Annotated in this window: 19 protein-coding genes and 1 pseudogene; 6 read left to right on the forward strand and 14 right to left on the reverse strand. The window is 70.0% G+C overall.

The genetic code is table 11. The features are described 5' to 3' along the window. Positions 1-13: 13 nt before the first annotated feature. Positions 14-895 carry a class I SAM-dependent methyltransferase gene (locus FE633_RS31365; RefSeq protein WP_138048555.1) on the reverse strand — a complete coding sequence of 294 codons (882 nt, stop codon included), beginning with the start codon at positions 893-895 and terminating at the stop codon, positions 14-16. A 74-nt stretch (positions 896-969) separates the two neighbouring features. Between FE633_RS31365 and FE633_RS31370 the strand changes: the two genes are divergently transcribed. Further along, a complete protein-coding gene (locus tag FE633_RS31370) occupies positions 970-1,401 on the forward strand; it encodes a helix-turn-helix domain-containing protein (RefSeq protein WP_138048556.1) in 432 nt (143 codons plus the stop codon). A gap of 309 nt (positions 1,402-1,710) precedes the next feature. On the opposite strand, the pseudogene FE633_RS31375 reads toward FE633_RS31370, so the two are convergent. The 4 genes and pseudogenes from FE633_RS31375 to FE633_RS31390 form a co-directional block, all read right to left on the reverse strand. Further along, positions 1,711-3,730: pseudogene (locus FE633_RS31375) on the reverse strand (acetoacetate--CoA ligase). After that, on the reverse strand, positions 3,727-5,337 hold the full coding sequence (gene mhpA / locus FE633_RS31380; protein ID WP_138048557.1) for a bifunctional 3-(3-hydroxy-phenyl)propionate/3-hydroxycinnamic acid hydroxylase MhpA: 1,611 nt from the start codon (positions 5,335-5,337) through the stop codon (positions 3,727-3,729). Before mhpA ends, FE633_RS31375 begins: the two are co-directional and overlap by 4 nt. Next, positions 5,334-6,272, reverse strand: coding sequence for a fumarylacetoacetate hydrolase family protein (locus FE633_RS31385; protein ID WP_138048558.1), 939 nt, complete (start codon positions 6,270-6,272; stop codon positions 5,334-5,336). The genes mhpA and FE633_RS31385 overlap by 4 nt, the downstream gene beginning before the upstream one ends. A gap of 45 nt (positions 6,273-6,317) precedes the next feature. Continuing rightward, positions 6,318-7,490 (reverse strand): VOC family protein, encoded by a 1,173-nt coding sequence (locus tag FE633_RS31390; protein ID WP_138048559.1) that lies wholly within the window; start codon positions 7,488-7,490, stop codon positions 6,318-6,320. A gap of 136 nt (positions 7,491-7,626) precedes the next feature. On the opposite strand from FE633_RS31390, the gene FE633_RS31395 reads away from it, so the two are divergent. The 4 genes from FE633_RS31395 (at position 7,627) to FE633_RS31410 (ending at position 13,423) form a co-directional block, all read left to right on the forward strand. Next, positions 7,627-8,262, forward strand: a complete 636-nt coding sequence (locus tag FE633_RS31395) for a TetR/AcrR family transcriptional regulator (RefSeq protein WP_138048560.1) — start codon at positions 7,627-7,629, stop codon at positions 8,260-8,262. Between the two features lie 134 nt (positions 8,263-8,396). Beyond that, complete coding sequence (locus FE633_RS31400; RefSeq protein WP_246113917.1) at positions 8,397-10,628, forward strand: zinc-binding dehydrogenase; 2,232 nt, start codon at positions 8,397-8,399, stop codon at positions 10,626-10,628. Positions 10,629-10,828: 200 nt separating this feature from the next. Continuing rightward, the gene (locus FE633_RS31405) at positions 10,829-12,274 is read left to right on the forward strand and encodes an aldehyde dehydrogenase (protein WP_138048561.1); all 1,446 of its coding nucleotides are present in this window, start codon (positions 10,829-10,831) and stop codon (positions 12,272-12,274) included. Between the two features lie 243 nt (positions 12,275-12,517). Then, the gene (locus tag FE633_RS31410) at positions 12,518-13,423 is read left to right on the forward strand and encodes a helix-turn-helix domain-containing protein (protein WP_138048562.1); all 906 of its coding nucleotides are present in this window, start codon (positions 12,518-12,520) and stop codon (positions 13,421-13,423) included. A 40-nt stretch (positions 13,424-13,463) separates the two neighbouring features. Here FE633_RS31410 and FE633_RS31415 read toward each other — a convergent pair whose 3' ends face one another. The 9 genes from FE633_RS31415 to FE633_RS31455 form a co-directional block, all read right to left on the reverse strand. Continuing rightward, positions 13,464-14,279 (reverse strand): SAM-dependent methyltransferase, encoded by an 816-nt coding sequence (locus FE633_RS31415; RefSeq protein ID WP_138048563.1) that lies wholly within the window; start codon positions 14,277-14,279, stop codon positions 13,464-13,466. Positions 14,280-14,464: 185 nt separating this feature from the next. Further along, positions 14,465-15,061: a TetR/AcrR family transcriptional regulator gene (locus tag FE633_RS31420; protein ID WP_138048564.1), complete on the reverse strand. Its 597-nt coding sequence runs from the start codon at positions 15,059-15,061 to the stop codon at positions 14,465-14,467. A 34-nt stretch (positions 15,062-15,095) separates the two neighbouring features. Next, positions 15,096-16,241: a pyridoxal phosphate-dependent aminotransferase gene (locus tag FE633_RS31425; RefSeq protein ID WP_138048565.1), complete on the reverse strand. Its 1,146-nt coding sequence runs from the start codon at positions 16,239-16,241 to the stop codon at positions 15,096-15,098. Positions 16,242-16,271: 30 nt separating this feature from the next. Then, positions 16,272-17,075, reverse strand: a complete 804-nt coding sequence (locus tag FE633_RS31430; RefSeq protein WP_138048566.1) for an SDR family NAD(P)-dependent oxidoreductase — start codon at positions 17,073-17,075, stop codon at positions 16,272-16,274. Next, entirely contained in the window at positions 17,075-18,730 is a 1,656-nt protein-coding gene (locus FE633_RS31435; RefSeq protein WP_138048567.1) for a hydantoinase B/oxoprolinase family protein, read from the reverse strand. Before FE633_RS31435 ends, FE633_RS31430 begins: the two co-directional genes overlap by 1 nt. After that, a complete protein-coding gene (locus tag FE633_RS31440) occupies positions 18,730-20,835 on the reverse strand; it encodes a hydantoinase/oxoprolinase family protein (protein ID WP_138048568.1) in 2,106 nt (701 codons plus the stop codon). Before FE633_RS31440 ends, FE633_RS31435 begins: the two co-directional genes overlap by 1 nt. A gap of 78 nt (positions 20,836-20,913) precedes the next feature. Next, positions 20,914-22,221, reverse strand: coding sequence for an MFS transporter (locus FE633_RS31445; protein ID WP_138048569.1), 1,308 nt, complete (start codon positions 22,219-22,221; stop codon positions 20,914-20,916). Between the two features lie 165 nt (positions 22,222-22,386). Then, entirely contained in the window at positions 22,387-23,016 is a 630-nt protein-coding gene (locus FE633_RS31450) for an RraA family protein (RefSeq protein WP_138048570.1), read from the reverse strand. 204 nt (positions 23,017-23,220) lie between these two features. Next, positions 23,221-23,988: an IclR family transcriptional regulator gene (locus FE633_RS31455; RefSeq protein ID WP_138048571.1), complete on the reverse strand. Its 768-nt coding sequence runs from the start codon at positions 23,986-23,988 to the stop codon at positions 23,221-23,223. A gap of 130 nt (positions 23,989-24,118) precedes the next feature. Here FE633_RS31455 and FE633_RS31460 point away from each other — a divergent pair, with 130 nt between their 5' ends. Further along, positions 24,119-25,108 (forward strand): 2-hydroxyacid dehydrogenase, encoded by a 990-nt coding sequence (locus tag FE633_RS31460; RefSeq protein WP_138048572.1) that lies wholly within the window; start codon positions 24,119-24,121, stop codon positions 25,106-25,108. Positions 25,109-25,172 lie beyond the last annotated feature (64 nt).

The raw sequence follows: 25,172 nt of genomic DNA on the forward strand, positions 1-25,172 counted from the left end.
AGTGATCCACCGCTCAGGTATTGGCTGTGTCCTTCGGCGCGGTTGACGCGGACGATGCTCGGGCGCCGACCATCCAACAGGCCGCGGTGAAGCGGACTTCCGTGCCCTGCACATAGGTGTCGAAGGCAGCACGAACTGTTTCGACGACCTGTGCGCGGGTCCGCTCGTCCGCCTCGTGCAGGATGAGGCTGAGTGGACCGAGCCGGGTGAAGTAACCGACCAGTTTCCTTTCGGGCAGGGCGCAGGCCACGTCGATCGGCCGGATGTCGATCCCGGCCCACCCGCTCTCCGTCAGGATGCGGTGGATCCTGTCCGGGTCCGCGAAGGCGAACTGCCCCGGCTCGTCCGGTCGGCGGGCGGGGAGGTCCGGCAGGAGCGGTGCCGCGGCACGTTCGGCCGTCGTCATGAACGGATTCTCCGCAGGGCTGCGCCATGTGATGAACCGGAGCCCGGCCCCGTTCCTCGCGGCCCGCCGTAGATTCGCGAAGGCTTGGACGGAGTCGTTGAAGAACATGACGCCGAAGCGCGAAATGATGGCGTCGAAGGTGGCGGGTTCGAATGCGTGATCCTGTGCGTCGGCGCGGATGAAGGACACCGGTGCATCGGCCTGCTCGGCGCGCGCCCGGGCTGCGGTGATCATCGGTTCGGCAATGTCGATGCCGACGCAGCGGCCGGCAGGACCAAGCCGCCGTGCGACGGCCAGCGTGGTGCTGCCGGTGCCGCAGCCGACATCGAGCACGTGGCCTCCGTGTTCGGCGGATACCGCTTCGACGAGTAGGTCTTCGAAGGGCCTGAGCATCTCGTCCAGCACCGGCTGTGCCTCGACCCAGGCGTGGCCGGCGGGCCCGTTCCAGCGGGCCGCCTGTTCGTCATCGGTCCTGCGCGTGAAGTCCATGATCGCCTCCTGTGCTTGCCTTCGTGGGGTCGAGGTGAAAGCGTGCTACTTCAAGTCGACTTGAGGTCAAGAGGATGACAGGCCTGGACATCGCCGAGGTGGCGCACCGCGCCGGGGTTCCCGCCTCGACGCTGCGGTTCTACGAAGAAAAGGGGCTGATCGCCTCGATCGGCAGGCGGGGCCTGCGCCGTCAGTACGATCCCGGGGTACTGGAGCGCCTGGCGCTGATCTCGTTGGGGCGCACTGCCGGGTTCTCGCTCGATGAGATCGCGCGCATGTTCGCGCCGGACGGACAGCCGCGCATCGACCGGCAGATGCTTGCCGCCCAGGCGGAGGAGCTGGACAGGAGGATCCGTGAACTGGTCGTCCTGCGTGACTCCCTGCGACACGCCGCCGCCTGCCCCGCGCCGAGCCACATGGAATGCTCCACCTTCCGCCGCCTCCTCAGGGCCGTTACGTCAGGCGCTCTCGCAGTGCCGAGGAAGCGGGCCCCAGGGGCACCCTGAAACCTCTTGCGGAGTCCGTGCCGAAGCGTTCGTCCCATCACAGCCGGCGACGTATGGAGGCGCGTCCACCGCGGAGGCGGCTCCCCCAGGGCCCTCCTGCGGCCCCCGCTGACGGGCCACAGCGACAGCAGGACGCCACAGGCCCGACCGGCCCAGCATCGGGCCTGCCGCCGTCACTTCCCCCGCCCGGTCGCCCGCCCACCCCGCTCCCGCTCACGCACGCTCCGGCATGGGGGGGAGCCCCACGGTGTCGCAGCAACTGCGCCGAGGGGGAGCCAGGTGCAACGGCGGTGATGATCTGTGCCGTTCTCATGCCTCGGTTGCCTCGGTTGCCTCGGTGCTCCTCCGACTGCGGCGGGTGGCTCCCAGCCGTGCGTAGTCGTCGATGAGATCGGGGTCGTCCACCGCGGCGAGGTTGACGACCTGCTCGACGGGGGCACCCTGAAGCAGGCGTTTGACCGGGACCTCGAGTTTCTTGCCGGTGCGGGTGTGCGGAATGGCCGGGACTTCGATGATCTCGTCGGGGACGTGGCGTGGTGAGGCGCCGGTGCGGATCGCTCGCAGAATCCTTTCGCGCAGGGCGTCGTCCAGCACCACCCCGGCCGCCGGGACCACGAACAGCGGCATCCAATAGTCGCCGTTCGGTTCCTCCGCGCCGATGACCAGGGCTTCGGTGATCTCCGGCATGCGTTCGACGACGTCGTGGATGTCGGCGCTGCCCAGGCGCACGCCGTTGCGGTTGAGCGTGGAGTCGGAGCGGCCGTGCACGATCACCGAGCCGTGGGAGGTGACCGTGATCCAGTCGCCGTGCCGCCAGACGCCGGGGTACGCCGAGAAGTAGGCGTCGCGGTAGCGGCTGCCGTCGGGGTCGTTCCAGAAGTGCAGCGGCATCGACGGCATCGGGCGGGTGACGACCAGTTCGCCGACCTGGTCCATGACCGGGAAGCCCTCGGCGTCGTACGCGGCCAGGGCCACACCGAGGTGGGGAGCCGACAACTCCCCTGCCCAGACCGGGGTCGTGGGCGCGCTGCCGGCGAAGCCGGAGACGATGTCGGTGCCGCCGCTGATGGAGGCGAGCAGGACGCGGTCGCCGACGTGGTCGCGGACCCAGGGGTAGGCAGAGGCGGGCAGGGCGGAGCCGGTGCAGCCGACCACGCGGACGGACGACAGGTCGTGCACGGACGGATCGATGCCGAACTTGGTCATGCCCAGCAGGTATTGGGGACTGGTGCCGAAGACCGTGACGCCGTGGCGGGCCGCCAGCTCCCACAGGACGTCCGGGCGGGCGAGGGGGGCCGGGCTGCCGTCGTACGTGCACGTGGTCGCGCCGGTCAGCAGCGTGGAGGCGACCAGGTTCCACATCATCCAGTGGGTGGTGGTGTACCAGAGCAGGCGGTCGCCGTGGCCGAGGTCGGAATGCAGACCGAGGGTCTTGAGGTGCTCCAGCAGCACGCCGCCGTGGCCGTGGACGATGCCCTTGGGCAGGCCGGTGGTGCCGGAGGAGAAGACGACCCACAACGGGTGGTCGAACGGCACGGCGGTACAGGTGAGTTGCTCCGTACGGGTGGACGCGTCCTCCCACGGGATGGTCAGTGCGGGACAGGTGCCCTCGGGCCACGGCAGGCCCAGGTGGTCCACGAGCATCGCGGCCTTCAGGGTGGGCAGCGCGCAGGCCAGGTCGAGGGCGGCCTCGCGGCGGTCGTGCGCGATGCCGTTGAACAGGTAGCCGTCGGCAGCGACCAGGACGGTGGGTTCGAGCTGGGCGAACCGGTCGGCGGCGGCCTTGGGGGCGTAGTCCTGCCCGCACACCGACCACACGGCGCCCAGGCTCGCGGCGGCGAGGAACGCGACGATCGCATGCGGGGTGTTGGGCAGGTAGCCGACGACCCGGTCGCCCTCGCCCACCCCCAGGTCGCGCAGGGTCGCGGCCACCGAGGCGACCTGGGAGCGCAGCCGCTTTCCGGTCACCTCGTACCCGGAGCCGGTCTCGTCGAGGGCGACGATCGCCACGTCGTCGTCCGCGAGATTGCGCAGCGCGTGGTGGGTGTAGTTGAGGGTGGCGCCGGGGAACCACCGGGCTGCCGGGCATGGTTTCCTCACCCAGGACCCGCTCGTACGGGGTGTCCGCGTCGACGTCGAAGTACTCCCACACCGCACCCCAGAAGTCCTCCAGGGCGGTGACCGACCAGCGGTGCAGGGCGGCATAGTCGTCGGCGTCGGCCTCCACGCCCCGGTGCCGGGCCGCCCAGCGGGCGAAGTCCACGATGCGGCTGGCGGCCACGGTCTGCGGATCGGGCATGAAGAAGGGGTCCTGGTACGGCGTGCTCATCGCGTCGTGCTCCTCAACAGGCTTTTCTCAACGGACCGTTGGGAAGGAACAGGGCTTCGTGTGCTGTGCAGCAGGGACGCCCAGCCGGCCGTACCCGTGAAGTCGCGGCCGCCGGACGGGACGACGTCCATTACGACGCGATCCGGCCGCAGCAGCACGGCGTCCGCCCGCCCCTCGCGCAGCCAGGCGGCGAGGCGGCCGTCGTCGGCGAGGTCGGACACGGGGATGGTCCGGGCGCCGACGCCGTCGACGACTGCCTTCAGTGAGGGGGAGAGCGGTACGGCGGTCAGGACGGCGAAGGAGTCGCCGAGTAGTTCGTCCAGGCGGGCCGGGTGTCCGTCGACGGTCACCCACGGCTGCGGGCAGAAGCCGCCCACGAGACCGCGTCCGCCGAGGCGGATACGGCGTCGTACGAGCGGTCCGGCGGTCAGCGCAGGGCTGAGGTCGCGAGCGGCTGCCGTACTCAGGCCGGGGATGCGGACGGCCGCGGCCAGGACGCCACGGCGGATGGCGGCGGCGCCGTCCTCGCCGCCGGTCATGGCCCAGCCCATGGCGACCGCGAGCCGTATCACATGGCGGGCGTGAGGCTTGCGCTCGCTCTCGTACGTGTCCAACAGCCGCTCGTCGGCGCCTTGTTGGAGGACACGGGCGAGCTTCCAGGTGAGGTTGTGGGCGTCGCGCAGGCCCGCGCACAGCCCCTGTCCGATGAACGGCGGGGTGAGGTGCGCGGCGTCGCCGAGGAGGAAGACGCGACCCCGGCGCCAGCGGTCGGCGATACGCGCCCGGAAGGTGTACTGCGCCTGCCGCACCACCTCGAAGTCGGCGCCATGAGCGAGGTCCACCCACGGAGCGATCAGCTCCCGCAGCCGCTCGTGATCCAGTTCTGAGTCGTCCCGCAGCCGGAACTCCCAGCGGTAGCGGTCCTCGCCGATGCGCATGAACGTCGCCGGCCGCCGCGGATCACAGATCTGCTCGACGCCTTCCCAGCAGCGGACCGGGAGGCTGGTGCGCACGTCGATGACCGTCCAGCGTTCCTCGAAGCGCAGGTCCTCCCACGTGGCGCCGATGGCGTCGCGGGTGAGGCCGCCCGCACCGTCGCAGCCGAGGGCGGCGTCCGTCCGCAGAAGGTGTTCACCCTCGTCGTCGCGGTAGGTCACGCGGACCGGACCGTCGCCGCCCGGACCGTCGCCGTCCTGCTCGACGCCGACGACCTCCACCCCGCCGCGCAGCTCGCACTCCGGGGTGCGGGCCAGGGCGTCGCGCAGCACCCGCTCCAGCTCGGGCTGGTCGAACATACTGGTCTGCGGGAAGCCGTGTGACCCCTGCGCGGTGCGCGGGAACTCGGCCATCACCCGGTGCCGGGCGTCCAGCAGCCGCAGCCCCCGCGCGGGGCGAGCGATCGCGGCGAACTCCTCCTGTACGCCTGCGGCCTGCAGGATGCGGCGCACCTCGTCGTCGGCGGCGACGGCGCGCGGCAGGGGGTAGACGTCGTGGTGGCGTTCGAGGACGACGGTCCTCACGCCACGCCGGGCCAGCAGGAGGGCGGCGGTCACGCCAACGGGGCCCGCACCGATGATCACCACGGGTACCCGAGCTGCGGTGCTCATATCGCGTCCGCCACGGGAGTGCGCTGCTCGCCGAGGTCGATGCGCCCGTCTGCGGTCGCGATCGTCGTAGTCACGACATCGCCCTCATGCAGATAGTGCGGGTTGCGCGCCTGGCTCTTGAAGAACGCCTTCCACTTCACGGCGGGCGGCAGCAGCGAGCCGATCTTCTCTACGGCCTTCGGCGGGGCCTTGAGAGCGGTGCCACCGGGGGTGCCGGTCAGCAGCAGGTCACCGGGGTCGAGCGTCTGGAAGCGGGCAAGGAGCGTGAGGGCTTGCGCCGGGCGGACGATCATGTCGGCGAGGGTGCGGTCCTGGCGCAGGTCGCCGTTGACGCTCAACTTCAGCCGCAGGTCGAGGAGATGGGCGAAGTCGCCCGGCTCCAGCAGGGCCAGGTGGGGACCGGCTGGCGTGAAGGTCGGGTACGACTTGCTCTCGTAGAACTGGGTCTTGGTCAGCTGGACGTCGCGGGCGCTGACGTCGTTGGTGATCACGAGCCCGGCGACGTACGAGGGAAGGTCCCGCTCCTCGACGACGGTGCCGACCGGGAGGGGCGCGCCCATGACCAGGCCGAGCTCGATCTCGTAGTCCAGGAACTTCACGTGCGACGGACGGACGACGGCGTCATGCGGGCCGCTGACCGAGCCGGACGCCTTGCGGAAGAAGGCGGGCGGGATGTCGCCGGTGAAGCCCGAGTCGCGGGCGTGGCTGCGGTAGTTGACCATCTGTGCGACCACCCGGCAGGGGGTGGTGACGGGGGAGAGGGCCGCCAATTCGGCGACGGGCGTGCCCGGTTCGCCGGAGACTGCGGCCTCTCCCACGGCAGCGCGGTCGGCCAGCAGTTCGGCGGTGGTGACGGCCTTGGTCTCGATGCGGATGGCGCGAGTGTCGCGCACCACCCACCAGCCGTCGGCGGTGCGCAGGACGTTGGTGCTCATCTCAATGCCTTTGTTGGAGGTAGTTGGAGGTAGGGGGTTGGGGCGTCAGGAGTTGGAGTTGGCGGCCCTCAACAGGCCGAGAAGCCGCGCCATGTCCATCTCGTTGTCGCCGCGCAGGGCCTGGACGACATCGCGGACCCTTTGCGGGGAGGGGCCGGCGCCGAGGAAGTCGCGGGTGGCCGGCGGGCCCCACTGGGCGAGGCCGCTCGTCGACATGGGCGCCCAGCCGGGCTCGAGGTCGCAGGAGAACAAGTCGCCGTCGGCGAAGTGCTCCAGCATGAGGTGGTCGGGGTCGCGCCAGTAGTCGAACAGCTGGCTGCCCTGGATGTGCCGGCCGATGCCCCAGCTGCGCTGGTAGCCGCGCTCGGCCAGGTACTCGCCGCCGGCGGCGATCGAATCCAGGTCGGTCACCTGGTAGGCGGAGTGGACATAGCCGTTGCCGGGGCCGAGGTGCATGGCCAGGGTGTGGTGGTCGACGGCCAGACTGCCCTGGTCGCAGCGGAGGAACGCCATCGTGGGGCCGCGGTCGCGCTGCCCGTCCAGGAACAGGAAGTCGGACACGATCATCCCGAGGGTGTCCAGGTACCAGGCCAGTGCGCGGGCGAACACCCGCGTCTCCAGCACTACATGCCCCAGGCGCTGGATCCGCGACGGTTCACGCGGCGGGCGCTGCGTGACGTTCGTACGACGGTGATCCGTGCCGAAGTTGAGCAGCAACGGCTGCTGCTCGGGCAGCGCCGGCAGTTCCGCGCCGCAGTGCACCACGCGCACAGGGAACCCCGAGGGATCGAGTAGGTTCACGACCTTGCCGCCACCGGGCACGTCCGCGTCCCGTACGTCCGTCCCCGTCCCCGTCCCCGTCGCCCGGGCCAGCCGGTCGAGGTCGCCCCGTTCGGCCGCGCGGAACGCCGGGCCGATGAAACGAGACGTGCGGCCCTTGCGGATCACCATGCAGGGCGAACCCGCGAAGGTTCCCCGCAGCCACAGCTCCCGCTCGGTGCGGGCGGCGATGCCGAAGCCGAAGTCACGGGCGAAGACCTCGGCCCGGTCCAGGTCGGGCTTCTCGAACTCCAACCAGGCCAGGTCGGCGACCTTGATCAGGGGGTTCCGGGACCGACCGGGGTGTTCGCCGCGAAGGGCACCCTGCGCGCTGTGGAGGTCCTGGTGGGCCGTCCTGACGTCCGTGACGCCGACCGCGTTGACGCGGGTTCCGGACATGGTGTCCTCCAAGCAACATCGTCGTAATGAGGAAATCATCAACTTTGACTCTTCGATCGTCAATAGCTGAACTCGAGGGAGATGATGAAGTCATCAGAACTGTGGCATCACGGGTCTCATTGCTAGACTCCCGCGTATGCCGACGTCAGCCCCGCCCCGCAACCGCTTCGAACGGCGTCGCGCCGAGACCCGTCAGGCGCTCGTCCGCGCGGCCCGGCAGATACTCGCCGAGACCGGGGACACCAGCGCCAGCATCCAGGCGATCGCGGAGCGCGCGGACGTCGGCTTCGGCTCCTTCTACAACCACTTCGCATCGAAGACGGAGCTGTTCGACGCCGCGGTGGTGGACGCGCTGGAGGAGTTCGGCCGGACGTTCGACGAGCGTCTGCACGGGGTCGACGACCCTGCCGAACTGGTCGCGGCGGGCTTCCGGCTCAGCGCCCGGATGGCCGACTCGCACCCCGAGCTCATGCAGGTCCTGCGCCACCGGGGCCTCGGCCACCTCTACTCCGACCGGGGCCTCGCCCCCCGCGCCCTGCGTGACCTGGAACGCGGGGTCGCCGCGGGCCGCTTCTCCTCCGTCGAGCCGACCGTCGCCCTGTCCGCACTGGGCGGGACCCTGCTGTCCCTGGTCGAGCTGAGGTTCGCCCGCCCCGACCTGGACGGCGACGAGGCCGCGTCGAACCTGGCCGAGATGGTCCTGCGCATGCTGGGCGTCCCGCCGGAGGACGCCCGGAACATCGCCCGGCGCCCGCTGCCCGACCTCGACTGAGACGCATCTCGGCGCATGGGTTTCCATGCACCACTGATCCGTTTATGTTGCGACTGTCCGTGTGACGCACAGACATCGCACGACCAACGCACCGACACCGCACGACAGCACGCACGTACTCGCCGGAGGCCGCCGTGCACCGCAGCGACGCCACCTCGCACGCGCCGACCGACAGCGGCGCCCTGCGCCCCGAGATCGCGTTGTCCTGGCAGCGCTCCCGGATGAGCGGACTCACCACGTCCACGCCCGACCTCCGCGTCGAACCCGACGTCGTGGACCGGCGCAGCCGGCTCGTCGCGGCGGCCGAGCCGGTCCTCGCGGATTTGGCCGAACAACTCGGTGACGCGGCCTACTGCGTGGTGCTCGCCGACCGCGAGTCACGGATCGTGGACGTGCCCGTGGGGGCGCGCAGGCTGCGCGACCGGCTGGCGGGGCTGGGTGTGGTGGCGGGCGGGGTGTTCCTGGAGGAGACGACCGGGACGAACTCCATCGCCACGGCCCACGAACTGCGCCAGGGCATCGCCGTGCACGGCGAGGAGCACTACCTGGAGCCGTTCAAGGGGTTCAGCTGCTACGGGCACCCGATCACGCACCCGGTGACCCACCGGCTGGAGGGTGTCCTCGACATCACCTGCTTCGACCGGGACGACTCCCCGCTCCTCAGGCCGTTCCTCGCCCGCGCCGCACACGACATCGAAGAGCGGCTGCTGCGCACCGCGCGCCGCGCCGAACAGCGCATGCTGGCGGCCTTCCAGGTGGCGGCGGCCGGGCGGAACCGGCCGGTGCTGGTGCTCGGCGAAGGCGTGGTGCTGGCGAACCCCGCGGCCGTGGAACTCCTCGACCCCGTCGACCACATCCGGCTGCGCGAGCTGGCGGACGGTGTCGGGCGCCGTGGCACGGGCGCGTCTCCTCAGTCCCCTCCGGTCCGCTCGGTGCGGCTGACCTCCGGGCGGGACGTGTCCGTGCGCTTCCAGGCCGTCGCACCCGGCGCGGACGGCGTGCTCTTCGAGTTCACGGACCCGGGCGAGGTCCGCCCCACCGCTCCCCGCCGTGGTCCCGCGCGGCGTGCTCCGGCGCCGACCGCGGACTGCCTGCCCGGTACACCTGTGTACATCGGCGGAGCACCCGGCACGGGACGCACCACGACCGCGAGGTCGCTGACGGGCGCCGACCGGATCCTGGTCGGCGCGTTCGACGCGTCGGAGGCGGCCGTACGCGGGGAGGCCGCCTGGCTCGTCGACCTCGACGCGGCCGCGGACGGCGCCCCCGGCCTGCTGCTCGTCGAGGACATCCACCTGCTGCCCGAATCCTGCGCCGTCCGTCTGCGCCGGCTCGACCCACGGCCGGGCGAGGTCGTCGTACGGATGGTGGGTTCCGGTGTCTGTCACACCGACCTGATCGTCCGCGACCAGTGGTACCCGGTTCCGCTGCCGGCGGTGCTCGGCCACGAGGGGTCCGGCGTGGTGGAGGCCGTCGGTGACGGCGTCACGTACGTGGCCCCGGGCGACCCCGTCGTACTCACCTTCAACTCGTGCGGCGACTGCCGCATGTGTGTCCAGGGCCGCCCCGCGTACTGCGACCAGTTCTTCGCCTACAACTTCGCGGGCGCGCGCCCGGACGCCAGCACGCCCCTGCACCGGGAGTCCGGTGACGTCCACGGCGTGTTCTTCGGCCAGTCGGCGTTCGCCACACATGCGCTGGCCACCGAGCGGAACGTGGTGAAGGTGGACCCGGGCGTACCCCTGGAACTGCTCGGCCCGCTGGGCTGCGGCATCCAGACCGGCGCCGGCGGCGTCCTCAATTCCCTCAAGCCCCCGGCGGGCAGCACCATCGCGGTCTTCGGCGCGGGCTCGGTCGGCCTGAGTGCCGTGATGGCGGCCGTGGTCGCGGGTTGCACCACCATCGTCGCCGTCGACCTCAACGAACAGCGGCTCGAACTGGCCAAGGAGGTCGGCGCCACACACGTCGTCAACGGCGCCGCGGGCGACACGGTGGCCGCGCTGCGGGACCTCACCGGCGGCCTCGGTGTCGACTACACCGTGGAGACCACAGCCGTCCCCGCCGTGCTGCGACAGGCCGTCGACGCCCTCAACCAGGGCGGCACCTGCGGTCTCATCGGCGCCGCCGCGCTCGGCACCGAGGCTTCCCTCGACATGTCCTCCCTCCTCTTCGGCCGCAGCGTGCGCGGCATCGTCGAGGGCGACAGCGTGCCGCGCCTGTTCATCCCCAAGCTCGTCGACCTCTTCCGGCAAGGCCGCTTCCCCTTCGACAAGCTGGTCAAGTCATACGCCTTCGAGGACATCAACCAGGCGGCCGAGGACTCCGAGAAGGGCACCACCCTCAAGCCCGTCCTCACCTTCGCCTGACCGGCGGACCTCACCAGCCCTGCACCGGCGGACCTCTCCACGCCCTGCACCGGCGGCCGATCCGCAGGGTGCCCGCGATCCGCACCGAGGTGATCCCCGGCACCCGCCGCCTCGTCCACGTCGACGCCCCGAATGCCTTCGTGTCGGCCGTCGGCCGTCCTGCGCGCCACCGACCGACCTCTCGACCAAGGAGCCGAGTGATGGAACTGCGTTACGACACCTTCTACATCGGCGGCGAATGGGTCCGCCCCACCACGAGCCGTACGATCACCCCCGTCAACGCCAGCACCGAGGAGCCGCTCGGAGAGGTACCCGAGGGCACCGAGGCGGACGTCGACCGTGCCGTCGCCGCCGCCCGCGCGGCCTTCGACGACCCGTCGGGCTGGGTGAGTTGGGAGCCCGCCCGGCGTGCCGAGGTGATGGAGCGGCTGGCCGACGCGATCGACCGGCGGGCCGACGGCTTCGTCGACCGGGTCAGCGCCCAGAACGGCATGCCGGTCGCGGTCGCCCGGCAACTGGAGACCGGCTACCCGAGCGCGGTGCTGCGCTACTACGCCTCCCTGGCCCGGGACGCCGTCTTCGAGGAGACCCGGCCGGGGCTCTTCGGTGGATCGATCGAGGTCCGCAAGGTGCCGGTGGGCGTTGTCGCGGCCATCGTGCCGTGGAACTTCCCGCAGGCCCTCACCATGTTCAAGATCGCCCCCGCGATGGCGACCGGCTGCACGCTCGTCATCAAGCCCTCGCCGGAGACCGTCCTGGACGCCTACCTGCTGGCAGAGGCCGTTGAGGAGGCCGGAGTTCCGGCAGGCGTCGTCAACATCGTCCCGGCGGGCCGCGAGGTCGGCGCGCACCTCGTCTCCCATCCCGCCGTGGACAAGGTGGCCTTCACCGGCTCCACCGCCGCCGGCCGCGCCATCGCCGAGACCTGCGGCCGCCTGCTGCGCCCGGTCACCCTCGAACTCGGCGGCAAATCCGCGGCGATCGTCCTCGACGACGCCGACCTGGACCTGACGAGGATCGGCGAGGGCCTGTTCGGCGCCACCCTCCTCAACAACGGCCAGACGTGCTTCCTCGGCACCCGCGTCCTCGCCCCGCGCAGCCGCTACGCCGAAGTCGTCGACGCCTTCACGGCCTTCGCCGGTTCCCTCACGGTCGGCGACGCGAGCGACGCCGCGACGCAGATCGGCCCGATGGCCACGGCCAGGCAGCGGGAGCGCGTGGAGTCGTACATCGCGAAGGGCCGCGGCGAAGGGGCCCGACTGACCACCGGCGGCAGCCGCCCGGACGGTCTGGAGCGCGGCTGGTTCGTGCAGCCGACGGTCTTCGCGGACGTCGACAACAGCGCGGTCATCGCCCAGGAGGAGATCTTCGGCCCGGTCCTGTCCCTCATTCCCTACGACGACGTCGACGACGCCGTCCACATCGCCAACGACTCCGACTTCGGCCTCGGCGGTACGGTCTGGACCGCCGACCCGGAGCGCGGAGCGGCCGTCGCCCACCGGGTCCGTACGGGCACGATCGGCGTCAACCGCTACATCCCCGACCCGGCCGCTCCCTTCGGCGGCGTGAAGGCCAGCGGCCTCGGCCGCGAACTGGGACCGGAGGGACTGACGGGCTATCAGCAGTTCCAGACGGTCTATCGGTGACGCCGCTCGTCGGAGCGGGAGTTCGAGAGGACGCGCCGTCGCCGTACTGCCCGGCGGCGGCGATCCAGTCGGACACACCCGAACCACCCCCGAACCACCCTCCGAACCACCCCCGAACCACCCCCGGGCCAACTCCGCCAAGCAGCCAACGCCGAATCTGAAGCAACGGCATTGCCCCTAGGATGGCTAGCCGCAGTGCTTGCATGCGCGTGCAGAGTCGCGTTCACCGCAGGGAGAATGCCCATGGGCGCCAAAGAGGCCGCACATACACCGTCCGACAGCGGGGTCCTGGACGGCCAGTCGGCCGGCCCCATGGTGCCGCGCCTGGTGCTGGGCGCACGGCTGCGGATACTGCGGGAGGAGCAGCAGGTCTCCCGTGAGGCCGCGGGTCACGTCATCCGCGCCTCCCGATCCAAGATCAGCCGACTGGAGGGTGGTCGCCACGGGTTCAAACTGCGTGACGTGGCCGACCTGCTCACTCTCTACGGGGTCACGGGCGAGGCCGAGCGCGCCACCTTGCTGGCCTTGGCCGAACAGGCCAACACCCCCGCCTGGTGGCAGTACTTCAACGACGTGGTGCCCGCCTGGATGCAGACCTACCTCGGGGCCGAACAGGCAGCGAGTCTCATCCGCTGCTTCGAGGTGCAACGTGTTCCCGGCTTGCTGCAGATCCCCGACTATGCGCGTGCCTCCATCCGGCTTGCCCACCCGGGCGCTTGTGCGGAGGAGATCGATCGGCGAGTCATGTTGCGGATGACACGCCAGCGGATCCTGCACCGCCGGCCGGCGGCTCACCTCTGGGCCGTGATCGACGAGGCGGCGCTTCGTCGCCCGGTGGGCGGCATCAGCACGATGCGCGCCCAGCTCAGGCATCTCATCGAGATCTGCCAACTTCCGCAGGTCACTGTCCAGATCATGCCGTTCCTCGCCGGCGGCCACGCCGCGGAAGGCGGTCCGGTCACCATCCTGCGCCTGCCCGGCGGTCAGTTGCCCGACGTGGTCTACCTCGAACAGCTCGCCACTGCCCTCTATCCCGACAGGCCGACCGAGATCGAGTACTACTGGGATGTCATGAACCGCCTGGTGGTCGAAGCCGAATCACCGGACGAGACTCCGACGATCCTCCATCGCATCTTCCAGGAAACCTGATCCGAAACGTGGGCCGGCAGTCGACAGGCCCTAGCAGGCTTCAGCGCTTGAGGGCGACACCGCCGTACTGATGCACCTCCGCGGGCAGGCCCCAGGCGCCGGCGTCGGGACGCCAGCGCGAGCACGACGCCACGCCCGGTTCGAGCAGTTCCAGACCGTCGAAGTAGCCCGCGATCTGCTCAGGGCTGCGGAGGATGTACGGGATCGAGCCGCCCTCGTTGTACTGCTGGATGGCTTCGACGTAGGACTCACTGGTGTTGGTGCTGTCGTATTGCACGAGGTAGCTGCCGGAGGGCAGAGCGTCCACCAGCTGCCGCACGATCGAGCGTGCCTCGTCGTAGTCCTCGATGTGGCCCAGGATGCCCATCAGCATGAGAGCGACGGGCTGGTCGAAGTCGAGCGTCTTCCCGGCTTCCCGCACAATGGTGCTCGGCTCACGCAGGTCGGCGTCGACATAGTTGGTGACACCTTCCGGGGTGCTGGTGAGCAGCGCTCGGGCGTGTGCCAGCACCAACGGGTCGTTGTCGACATAGACGATCCGGCATTCGGGTACCACCCGCTGGGCGATCTCGTGGGTGTTGTCCACATTGGGCAGCCCGGTGCCTATGTCCAGGAACTGCCGGATGCCCTCCTCGGCGGCCAGATGACGAACGGCGCGGGCGAGGAAGTAGCGGGCGGCGCGGGCTCCGGTCTCGATACCGGGGAAGATCTTGCGGAACGCGTCACCGGCCACACGGTCGACTTCGTAGTTGTCCTTCCCTCCCAGCCAGTAGTTCCAGATCCGAGCCGACTGCGGCACGGAGGTATCGATCTTGGAGAGCGCCTCCTGCTTGGAGTTCTCTGCCTCATCAGTCATGGACGCTCCTGTGTGTGCGCGGTGAGAAAAACGAAACCGTCGACCACTGGTCGTGGACGCCCACGTTATTCCCCCCGGCTCGACTCACGTGAATCGTCGGCCCCAACCCGCCTTGTTCGGCTGCCCGTTGGCTTGTTTGTCTCCTCCCAGCGGCGTGAAGTAGGAGGAATTGACGCCCTGGTGGCTTACCTGAGGCGCCCATCGGGCTGGTCCTTCGTCGTGGCCCAGCCGATGAGGGCGCCGCGCAGTGCGGCCACCAGGCGGGTGGCGGCCTCTTCCTCCGTGCGTCCGCTCTTGATGAGGTCGAGGATGTCGCGGGGGTCGAACAGGGCGTTCCACAGGAACAGGGCCTCGTCGCCCAGGTCGCCGAGCCCGAGTTCCTCGGTGGTCTGCCGCAGCGGCTCGGCGAGTGCCTTAGCCTGCGGAGCGAGATAACCGGTGCCCTCGCGCAGCCGCTCCAGGTATCCGCGGTGCGAGCGCATCTGCGCCATCGCCCCGCCGTGTTCGAGAACGAGCGACACCCAGTAGCGGGACACCGCCTCGAGCCTGGTCATGCCCCGGGTGGTCTGCCGCTCGCTGAACTCGCGTAGCTCGGAGCCCACTTGTGACCGGAAGGCATGCAGGATCTCCTCGACGGAGGAGAAGTGCCGGTATGCCGTCGCGGTGGACACCTCGGCGTGTTTGGCGATTTCGGCCAGGCTGACCGGGGTCGGCGAGTTCTCGAACAGTCGCGCGGCGGCTTTGATGAGCTGCCTGCGGTTGCGCTCCGTGTCACTGCGCATGGGGCGGCTCTCCCGTTGCATGCGAATTCACCGTTCAGCTTAGGGCCGAGAGGCCGCGAGCCAGTCGGCGGACCCCCTCGGTGATGGATTCCGGGCTGGCAGCGTACGACAGCCGCAGGTGACCCTCGCCCCGGGCGCCGAACTCGCTCCCCGGCCGGACGGCGACGCCGTGCTCGCGCAGCGCAGCGACGACCTGGACCGAGGGGAGGTCGATGTCGTACGAGGGGAACACGTAGAAGGCTCCCTCGGGTTCGGCGAAGTGGATGCCCGGGACATCGGCGAGGGCGTGCAGCATCAGGTCGCGGCGGTGGCCGTAGTCCTCCGCCATGGCACGTACATCCTCGTCGCATTCGCGCACCGCGGTGAGGGCGGCGCGCTGTACGGCGCTGTTCATCACGTTGTTGGCGGTGTTGTGGACCCGTGCGGCGGCCGCGATGACCTCCGCGGGGCCGGCGAGGTAGCCGATGCGCCAGCCGGTCATGGCGTACGCCTTGGAGAACGTCTGGCAGTAGATGGTGCGTTCGGCGAGTACCGGGAGGTCGAGGGCGGAGACGAATGGTTCGCCGGTGTGCACGAGGTCGCTGTACGCCTCGTCCGCGAGCACCAGGGTGCCAGTGCCGGCGAGGAGTTCGCCGAGTACCTGCAGCTCCTTCGCCGTGTGCACCACGCCTGTGGGGTTGCACGGATTGCAGTAGACGAACAGCTTGGCGTCGGTGAGCGCGTCCGCGAGCGCCTCCGGATCCCAGTGCAGATCGTCGCCGACCGGTACGTGGACGCAGGTGCCCCCGGCCATGTGTACGAGGTCGGCGTACAGCGAGTAGGTCGGGTCCGGGACGACCACCTTGTCGCCCGGGTTGACGATGGCGAGGATCGCCGCGGACAGGCCGCCGCTGCCGCCGTGGGTGATGAGGATGTCGTCGATGCCGGTCTTCTCCGCCAGCACGGCCCTCAGCTCGGGATCGCCGAGCTGGGGCGCGTAGTGGGTGTAGCCGTCCTCGACCGCGGCGGCGAGCGAGGCTCGCACCTGCCGGGGCGTGGGTACGTCGGGCTCGCCCATCGCGAGCGATATCAGATCGCCGCGGGACTGCGGTTGCTGGACTCGGAGTGACGTCTCCTCGACACGGATCACCGCGTCCGAGGGGCGGAAGCTGGGCACGATGCGACCTGTTCCCTTCTGCATACTTCTTATCATATGCGAAAGCATTCTCATTCACGGTGCGGTGTTGTCGCGGACGTCCTCCGGAGCCCCGACCCAGCGGCTGGTCTCGATGTCGGCGGACGTGTCCCGCAGCAGGGTGGGGGCGATCACCAGCTCCTCGACGACCGTCCGCTGCGGCAGTGAGGCGCACAGCAGCACGGCTCGCGCCACGTCCTCCGGCTGCACCATGGCCGCCCGTGTCTCCTCGCTCGGCGGGGCGGCGCGGTTGTCCATGATCGGCGTGTTCACCTCGCCGGGCAGGATGCAGGTCGCGCGGATCATGTCGTTGCGGAAGGTGTTGTGCAGATACGTCATGAAGTTGCGCACCCCCGCCTTCGCCGCGCCGTACGCGGCCCCGCCGAGGAGATTGGGCCGTACCGCGGCGAGCGAGGACACTGTGACGATCGTGCCGCCGCCGTGCGCCAGCATGTCCGGGAGCACGGCCTGGGTGAGCAGATAGACCGCGGTGAGGTTGACGCCCATGACGGCGTTCCACTCGGCCTCGCTGATCCAGCGGACGTTGAGCACCTTGCCGGCGCTGCCCGCGTTGTTGACGAGGATGTCGACGGGCCCGGCCACGTCCTTCGCCCACTCGACCAACTCCCGTACCTCGTCCGCGTTCTCGATGTGCGTGGAGCGGGTGAGGGCCGTGCCGTCGGCGTCCTTGATGACGGCGGCGACCTCGTCGAGGATGTGCTGCCGGCGCCCGACGAGGACCACCGTCGCGCCCTCGGCCGCGAGCAGCAGCGCCGACTCCCGGCCGATGCCGGTGCCCGCCCCGGTGACCAGCGCGGTCTTTCCCTCAAGGAGTCCCATCAGTCCTCCCAGCCGTAGGCGCGCCGGGCGCCCTCAGACGTGAGGATGCCCTCGGCCAGGTCGGCGAGGATGGCCTCTCGGTCGCGCTCGCCGGGCGGGAACTTGCCGCCGCCGCTGGGGAGTTCGATGTCGATCACATCTCCCGGCCGCAGATCGTGCCGCCCCACCGGCTGCGGATGCGGCTCGCCATTGACGAGGACCCGGTTGGGTGTGCCGGGCTCGCCGCCCAGAACACCCTCGGCCACGTGCTGCATGCGCGAGTAGAACATCGAGTGGGTGACGGGCCGGTCGCCGATGTTGCGGATGACCATGCGCTGACCCGGTCCGCCCCGGTACCGTCCGGCGCCGGCCGAGTCGGGGATGATCTCCTTCGCCTCGAACAGCACGGGGGCCGAGGACTCCAGGAGTTCGATCGGGGTCGCGGACATGTTGCCCGGGAAGGCGGCGATCACGCCGTCGCCGTGCGGGCGGGCGCCGGTGCCGCCGTTGACGCAGAGGTTCTCCACGAACCGGGTGCCGTCGGCGCGGGTGCCCGACAGGACGTCCACGGTGACGGGGGCGCTGCCGGAGTGGCCCATGACCCGGTCGGGCAGGACCTCCGCCAGCGCGGTGAAGATCGCGGCGTGCACCATGTGGCCGATCCGGTTGCGCATCTCGACCGCGCGCGGGCGCTGGGCGTTGGCGATGGATCCCTCGGGCGCGGTGACGGTGATCGGCTGGAAGCAGCCCTCGTTGTTGGGGAGGTTGGGCTCCAGCAGGCATTTCAGCGGATAGACGGTGTAGGCGTACGTGTAGCACATCGGGCAGTTGGTGCCGTACGCCGATTCGGGCGAGGAGCCCGTGAAGTCCACGGTGATGTCGGAGCCGGACACCTCGATGGCCACGTTGAGGTGGATGTCCCCCTCGAAGTCGCCGATGTCGACAGACGCCTCGTAGCGTCCGTCCGGTACGTCGGCGATGGCCCGGCGCATCGCGTTCTCGGTCAACTGGTGGATCTTGGCGGCGAGTTCGTCGACCCGGTCGAGCCCGAGGTCGCCCATGAGCGCCAACAGTCCTTCCGCGCCCACGTGGTTGGCGGCGAGCATGGCCTGGAGATCGCCCTGGACCTGGTCGGGGGCGCGGACATTGGAGAGGAAGAGTTCGAGGAGCTGCTCGTTGGGCTGTCCCGCGTCGATCAGCTTGCTCGGCGGGATGCGGAAGCCCTCCTCGTAGACCTCGCGCGCCGAGCCCATGTTGAGGGTGCCGCCGATGTCGGACATATGGGCGACCGAGCCGGAGAACGCGACGAGTTCGCCGTCGATGAAGATCGGGGTCGCGATCGTCACGTCGTTGAGCTGGCCGGTGCCGAGCCACGGGTCGTTGGTGATGAGGCTGTCACCGGGGCGCAGTGTCTCGGCCGGGAACTTCTTCAGGAAGTGGCGGACGGTCGCGGGCAGGGTGCCGATGAAGACGGGAATGCTGGTCTTGGGCTGGGCCAGGGAGTTGCCCTCGGCGTCCATCAACAGACAGGAGTAGTCGCCTACTTCGCGCACGATGCTGGAGAACGCCATGTTCACCAGCGTGGTGGCCGCTTCCTCGGAGATGGAGACGAGACGGTCCCAGGTGATGCGCAGGGTGATCGGATCGTCCAGGTTGACCTGGGCCTGGGCAGGCATCAGTTGACCTCCATCAGGATGTTGCCGTGCTCGTCGAGGATCGCGGTCGCGTCGGGACCGACGTAGATGGCGCACTCGTCTTCCTGGATGAGCGCGGGCCCGTCGATCTTCCGGCCGACGGGAAAGCCCGCCCGGTGGACCAGCGGTGCGTCGCGGCGGCCCGACTCGCGGCCGGCGTAGATCGAGACGGTGCGGTGTGCGAGGGCGGCACCCGCGTCCGCGGTCTGGTCCGGGGAGGCGACCGTCGGCGCTTCGGTACGGGCGCGGCCGCGCCAGTTCACCACCTCGGCGGGCACCCCGGGCAGGATGCGCCCGAACCGGCGCCGGTGCGCCACTTCGAACTCGCCCACGAGCGCGGCGGAGTCGCCGTCGGTGAGGAACGACTCCGGTACGCGGACGGTGAGTTCGGAGCCCTGGCCGACGTAGCGGACATCGGCGAGGTACTCGCGCTGGACCGAGGCCCGATCGACACCGGTCGCGTCGAGGACGGTGAGCGCCTCGGCGAATCCGTCCTCGAACACCGTCTGTACGGCGGCCAGGTCGATGTTCTCGTCGAGCCGGCGGCGGTCGGCACGGACGAAGTCCGAGGTGGGCGGCGCGGTCAGCAGTCCGAACGCCGAGTAGACACCGGCCCCGGCCGGGAAGAAGACCTCGCGGACGCCGAGCAGCTTGCCGAGTGAGTAGGCGTGGCTCGGCCCGGCGCCGCCGAAGGCCAGCATGGTGAGGTTCGCCGGGTTGACGCCCTTCTCGACCGCGTGGGTGCGCAGCGCCTCGGCCATCTTGTTGTTGGCGACCTCGTGGATGCCCCAGGCCGCCTCCTCGACGGTCAGGCCCAGCGGCTCGGCGACCTTCGCGAGCGCGGTTCGTGCCGCTTCCACGTCGAGGGTCATCCGGCCGCCCAGGAAGGACCCGGGATCGAGCAGCCCGAGGACGACGTTGGCGTCCGTGACGGTCGGCTCGGTGCCGCCCTTGCCGTAGCAGGCGGGCCCCGGGTCGGCGCTCGCGCTCTCGGGACCTATCTCCAGCAGCCCGAGTGCGTCGACGCGGGCGATGCTGCCGCCGCCGGCCCCGATCTCGATCATGTCGACGACGGGGAGCTTCACCGGCAGTCCGCTGCCCTTGAGCAGCCGGTCGGCGCGTCCCACCTCGTAGTCGGTGGTGATGGAGGGCTCGCCGCCGCGCACCAGACATGCCTTGGCGGTGGTGCCGCCCATGTCGAAGGCGAGCACCTCCTTGTGTCCGCCCTTCCTGGCGAAGTCGGCGGTGGCGACGACACCCGCGGCGGGCCCCGACTCGATGATGCGGGTCGGGAACTCGCCCGCCACGGACGGCGCCATGAGGCCACCGTGCGACCCCATCACCAGCCAGTCCCCGGCGAATCCACCGGCACGCAGCTTCTCGTCGAGCCGCGCCATGTACCTCTTGGCCTTGGGCTGGATGAACGCGTTCATCGCGGTCAGCACGCCCCGGTCGTACTCGCGGATCTCCCGGGAGACGTGGTGCGACACGGAGACGCTGACCCCGGGCAGTTCGCGGGCGAGGATGCGGGCGGCCTCCTGCTCGTGCGCGGGCCAGGCGTAACTGTGCAGGAAGAGCACGGCGACCGCTTCGTACTCCTCCTCCCGCAGCCGGCGGGCCAGTTGGACGATGTCCTCCTCGCGCAGCGGGCGGACGACCTCTCCGGCGGCGCTGACTCGCTCCTCCAGTTCGAACGCCTGGGACCGGGGGAGGAGCGGCGGGGCGGGGGATCCGTCCAGATCGTAGATGTCGTAGCGGTACTCGCGGCCGAGGACCAGGACGTCACGGAATCCCTTGGTGGCGACGAACGCGGTCCTGGCGCCCTTGCGTTCGAGGAGGGAGTTGATGGCGAGGGTGGTGCCATGGATCAGTGAGGTGACGTCGCGGGCCTGGAGCCCGGCGAGTTCGAGGAGGCTGACCAGACCGTTGTAGGCGCCCTCGGAGGGGTCGGCCGGGGTGGTGAGGGTCTTGTGCCGGTACGTACCGCCGGTGGCGTCGTCCAGGAGGACGAGGTCGGTGAAGGTGCCGCCGATGTCGAACCCCACCCGCCAGCGGGATTCATGGCGCACTTCGGCTTTCTCCGTCATCGGGGTTCCCAACTGTGGGGGGTGGAGGAGCGATCACGAGGGGATCAGAGGGGGATCGCGAGGAAGATCGCGAGGGGATCAGTTGTCGCGCAGCGGCTTACCGGACGTCTCCTTGAGCGCCAGGGCGGTGACGAAGGTGATGAGCGCTGTGAGGACGACGGCGTAGCTGGGCACGCCCTTGTCGCCGGTCCGGTCGATCAGATACGTCATGAGCAGGGGAGCGGCGCCGCCGAAGAGGGCCGTGGTGATGCTGAAGCCGATGCTGTACGCGCTGTAGCGCACGCGGGTCGGGAACAGCTCGGTCAGGGTGACCTGGATGACGCCCGCGTGTCCGGCGAAGCCCACCGCCAGAAGGACGGCACCCAGGCTGGCCGCCGCCACGCTGCCGTGCGAGATGAGCTGGAAGCAGGGGTAGCCGAGGATGGCCATGGCCAGTGCCGAGCCCGCCAGCACGGGCTTGCGGCCCAACCGGTCGGACAGCCGCGCCATGAAGGGGATGGTGACGCTGATCGCGAGCAGGCCCGCCGCGGTGACCAGGAGCGCGTTCGACGGAGTGAACTCCAGCTCCGTGGACAGGTAGGTGGGCATGTAGACGAAGACGATGTAGTAGCCCGGCCCATTGAGCGCCGGCAGCGCGATGGCGAGGCCGATGGCCTTGAGGTGCTCCCGGGAGGTCAGGGCTTCCTTGACGGGATTGTGGGACACGTTCCGCGATTCCATGACCGCCTGGAACCTGGGGGTGTCCTCCAGCTTCGAGCGGATGTAGAAACCGACCGCCCCCAGCGGAACGGCCACCAGGAACGGTATCCGCCATGCCCAGCTGTTCATGGCGTCCTGACCCAGGGTCTCGATGAGGAGCCGGGCGAGGAGGGAGCCCGCGAGGAGGGAGACGAAGGAGCCGACGGGGAGCCAACTCGTCGTGAAGCCACGCCGTTTGTCCTCGGCGTGTTCCGCGACGAAGGACATGGCCCCGGCGACCTCGCCGCCCGCGGAGAACCCCTGGAGCAGACGCAGACCTATCAGCAGGACGGGTGCGGCCCATCCGATGGCCTTGTACGTCGGCAGGACACCGATGGCGGCGGTCGCCCCGGAGATCAGAAGAATGAGCGCGGCGAGCAGCCGCTTGCGGCCTATTCTGTCGCCCAGGTAGCCGCATATCGCCGCCCCGAAAGGCCGGATGGCGAAGCTGACGGCGAATCCCGCGTAGGTCAGCAGAAGCGCGGAGTCGGCGTCCCCGGGAAAGAACGCCGTGGACAGGGTCCCGGCGAGGAGGCCGTAGATGCCGTAGTCGTACCACTCGACGAACGAGCCGATGGCACCGGCGGCGGTGGCGCGCCTGACTGTGGTCCGTTCGACCCCCGATGAAGCAGCAATGGTGGTGGCCAAGGTCTTTCTCCGATCAATTGATCTGGCTGGAACTGGTGGATGCTGCTGATTCCTTGCTGCGGGTAGGTGCGGCTGTACGAGCCGCCCCTCGGCGAGTGCGGGGGGTTTCCCGGGCGAACGCTCCCGGGGTGTTCAGGAGTTCGGCTTTTCAGGAGTTCGGGGGGTTCAGGAGTAGCGGCCCATTTCGGCGGCGAGCGCGGCCTCGCGCTCGGCGACGGCAGCGACGCGTTCGAGGATTTCCGGGGCCCTGCCCTGGGCGACGACGGCGACACCGTCCTCATCGGCGACCACGATGTCGCCGGGGGCGACGACGACTCCGCCGACGGCGACGGGTTCGCCGATGACGCCCGGCCCGTTCTTGAAGGGGCCGGCCGGAGTGATGGCCCTGGCGAAGACGGGGAAGCTCATCTTCTCGATGGCGGCCCGGTCGCGGACCGCGCCGTCGATCACGGCTCCGGCGGCCTCCGCGGCCGCGAACCGCTCCGAGAGGTTCTCCCCGACCAGCGCCCTGTCCTCATGGCCGAGGCCGTTGACGACGACGATGTCACCTGGCTCGATGTGCTCCAGTACCTCGATGACGGCCGCGTTGTCGCCCGCTGCCGTGAGGATCGGCAGCGCGGGCCCGGCGCAGCGGGCCCCCGCCCACACTGGCGAGATCGCGCCGGTGCACACACCGAGCCGGTCCATGGCGTCGGCGATGTTCGCGACCGGGTAGCGGGCGAATGCGGCGACCAGATCCCGATCGGGGCGGGTCCAACCGTTGCTGAGCCTGACCGGCGAATCCTGTGTTGTCACGTGCGCCTCATCCTCGCTTCGTCGGCACGTCCCGCCTGGCGTCGATTCCAGGCCAGAGTGAGAACAGATTCTCAGATGAGAGGAGTTTCGCTATTCCCTCGGGAGGCGTCAACCCCCTTGCGGGAGGTTGATGCACGCGAAACCCCCGCGTAACTCGGGCACGCGGGGGTCGGGGAGACTGGCCTGTTGCAGGCGGAGTTGGGGTCAGCGGGCGGGCAGCCGGACGCCCAGTTCGGAGGCCGCCGCCTGGAGCAGCGGCACCATGCCGACCAGATCGTCCAGGCTGCGGCGGAAGGCGGGCGCGGCGGTGGACAGGGCCGCGAAGACGCTGCCGTCGGGACGCAGGACGGGGACGGCCACGGCGCGCAGACCGGGATGGTGCTCCTCGTCGGCCGTGGCGTAGCCGCGTTCGGCGACGCGGGCGACGTCTTCGCGCAGGATGTCGCGGTCGGTGATGCTGTTCGGTCCGTGCGGGGTGAGTTCGACGCGGTCCAGGAGGTCGGCGCGCACATCCTCGGGGGCGAAGGCGATGAGGACCTTGCCCATCGACGTGCAGTGCAGCGGACCGTGGCGGCCGGGCTCGCTGCGCACGCCGACCGGCAGGGGGCCGTCCACGTAGTGCACGTACAGATGCCGGGTGCCGTCGAGTACGGACATCAGGGTGGCTTCCTCGGTCTGCCGCGTCACGCGCTGCATCACGGGGAGGGCGGTGCCGGCGAATCCGTACACCTGGCCTGCCTGCTGGCCGAGTTGGAACAGTCGCAGGCCCGGCTTGTAGCGCTTGCCGGCGGCCTCGAACTCCACCAGGCCCTCGCGGCAGAGGGAGTTGACCAGCCGGTGTGAGGTGCTGACGGGAACGCCGCTCTCGCGGGCCAGTGCCGACAGTGTGATGCCGTGCGGATGCTCGCCGACCAGGACGAGCAGCCGGATCGCCCGGCCCACGACATCGGCCGGAACTTCGCTGGTGCTCACAGCAGGCAAATTACCACTGAACGGAAGTGATTTTCACTCAATGGTTGACATAGCCGGGCGGCGGTGCGAACGATATTTTCCGTTGAGTAGATAAAGTTTCCATTCAGTGGAAAAAATGAGGGAGTCGCGTATGGCGCAGCGAGTGCTCACCACCCGTCCCGACTTGCCCGGAGGGGGCCTCGACCGGCTGGCCACGCGGTGGGACCTGGTGCGCTGGAACGGGCAGGGCAAGCCCGAACCGGCCGAGCTGCACGCCCTCGCCGCCGGGGTGAGCGGCATCCTCTGCCTGGGCAACGACCGGGTCGACGCCGCCCTGCTCGACGCAGCCGGCCCCTCACTGAAGGTCGTCGCACTGGCCAGCATGGGATTCGACGCGGTGGACCGGGACGCGGCGGCCGAGCGCGGCGTCGTGGTCACCCACACCCCCGGCGTGCTCGCCGAGACCACCGCCGATCTCACCTTCGCGCTCATCCTGATGGCGCGCAGGCGGCTCGGAGCCGCCCGCGACTCCCTCGCCGCCGGGCAGTGGGACATGTTCCGGATGGGCGACTACCTGGGCCTGGACGTGCACGGTGCCACGCTCGGCGTGGTCGGGTACGGCCAGATCGGGCGCGCGGTGGCCCGGCGGGCCCAGGGTTTCGGTATGCGCCTGCTGCACCATGACCCGTTCGCGCCCGAGGACACCCAGGATCCGCCCTCCAAGTCCGTGGACCTGCCCACCCTGCTCGCCGAGGCCGACGTGGTCTCGCTGCACGTCCCCCTGACCCCGGAGACCCGCCATCTCATCGGCGCCGCCGAGCTGGCGGCCATGAAGCCCACCGCCACCCTGGTCAGCACCTCGCGGGGTGGTGTCGTCGACGAGGACGCACTTCTCCGGGCGCTGCGCGGCGGGGTCATCCACTCGGCGGGCCTGGACGTCTTCGAGCGCGAACCGATGGGTGCCGAGCTGTCGCCGCTGGTCGGTGACCCCCATGTGGTGACGCTTCCTCACATCGGCTCGGCCACCGAGGCCACCCGGGCCGCCATGGTCGATCTCGCCGTGGACAACGTCCTCGAGGTGCTCGCGGGCCGGTCGGCGACCACACCGCTGCCGGGCAGCGCGGGTCTGCCCGCGCTTTAACCTCAGTGCCGGCATCGGGGCCACCACGGTTCCCGGGCGGAACGCGAGGAGTCAATTCCCTCCG

Source organism: Streptomyces montanus (assembly GCF_005786655.1).
In the GTDB taxonomy this organism is placed as follows: Bacteria; Actinomycetota; Actinomycetes; order Streptomycetales; family Streptomycetaceae; genus Streptomyces; species Streptomyces sporangiiformans.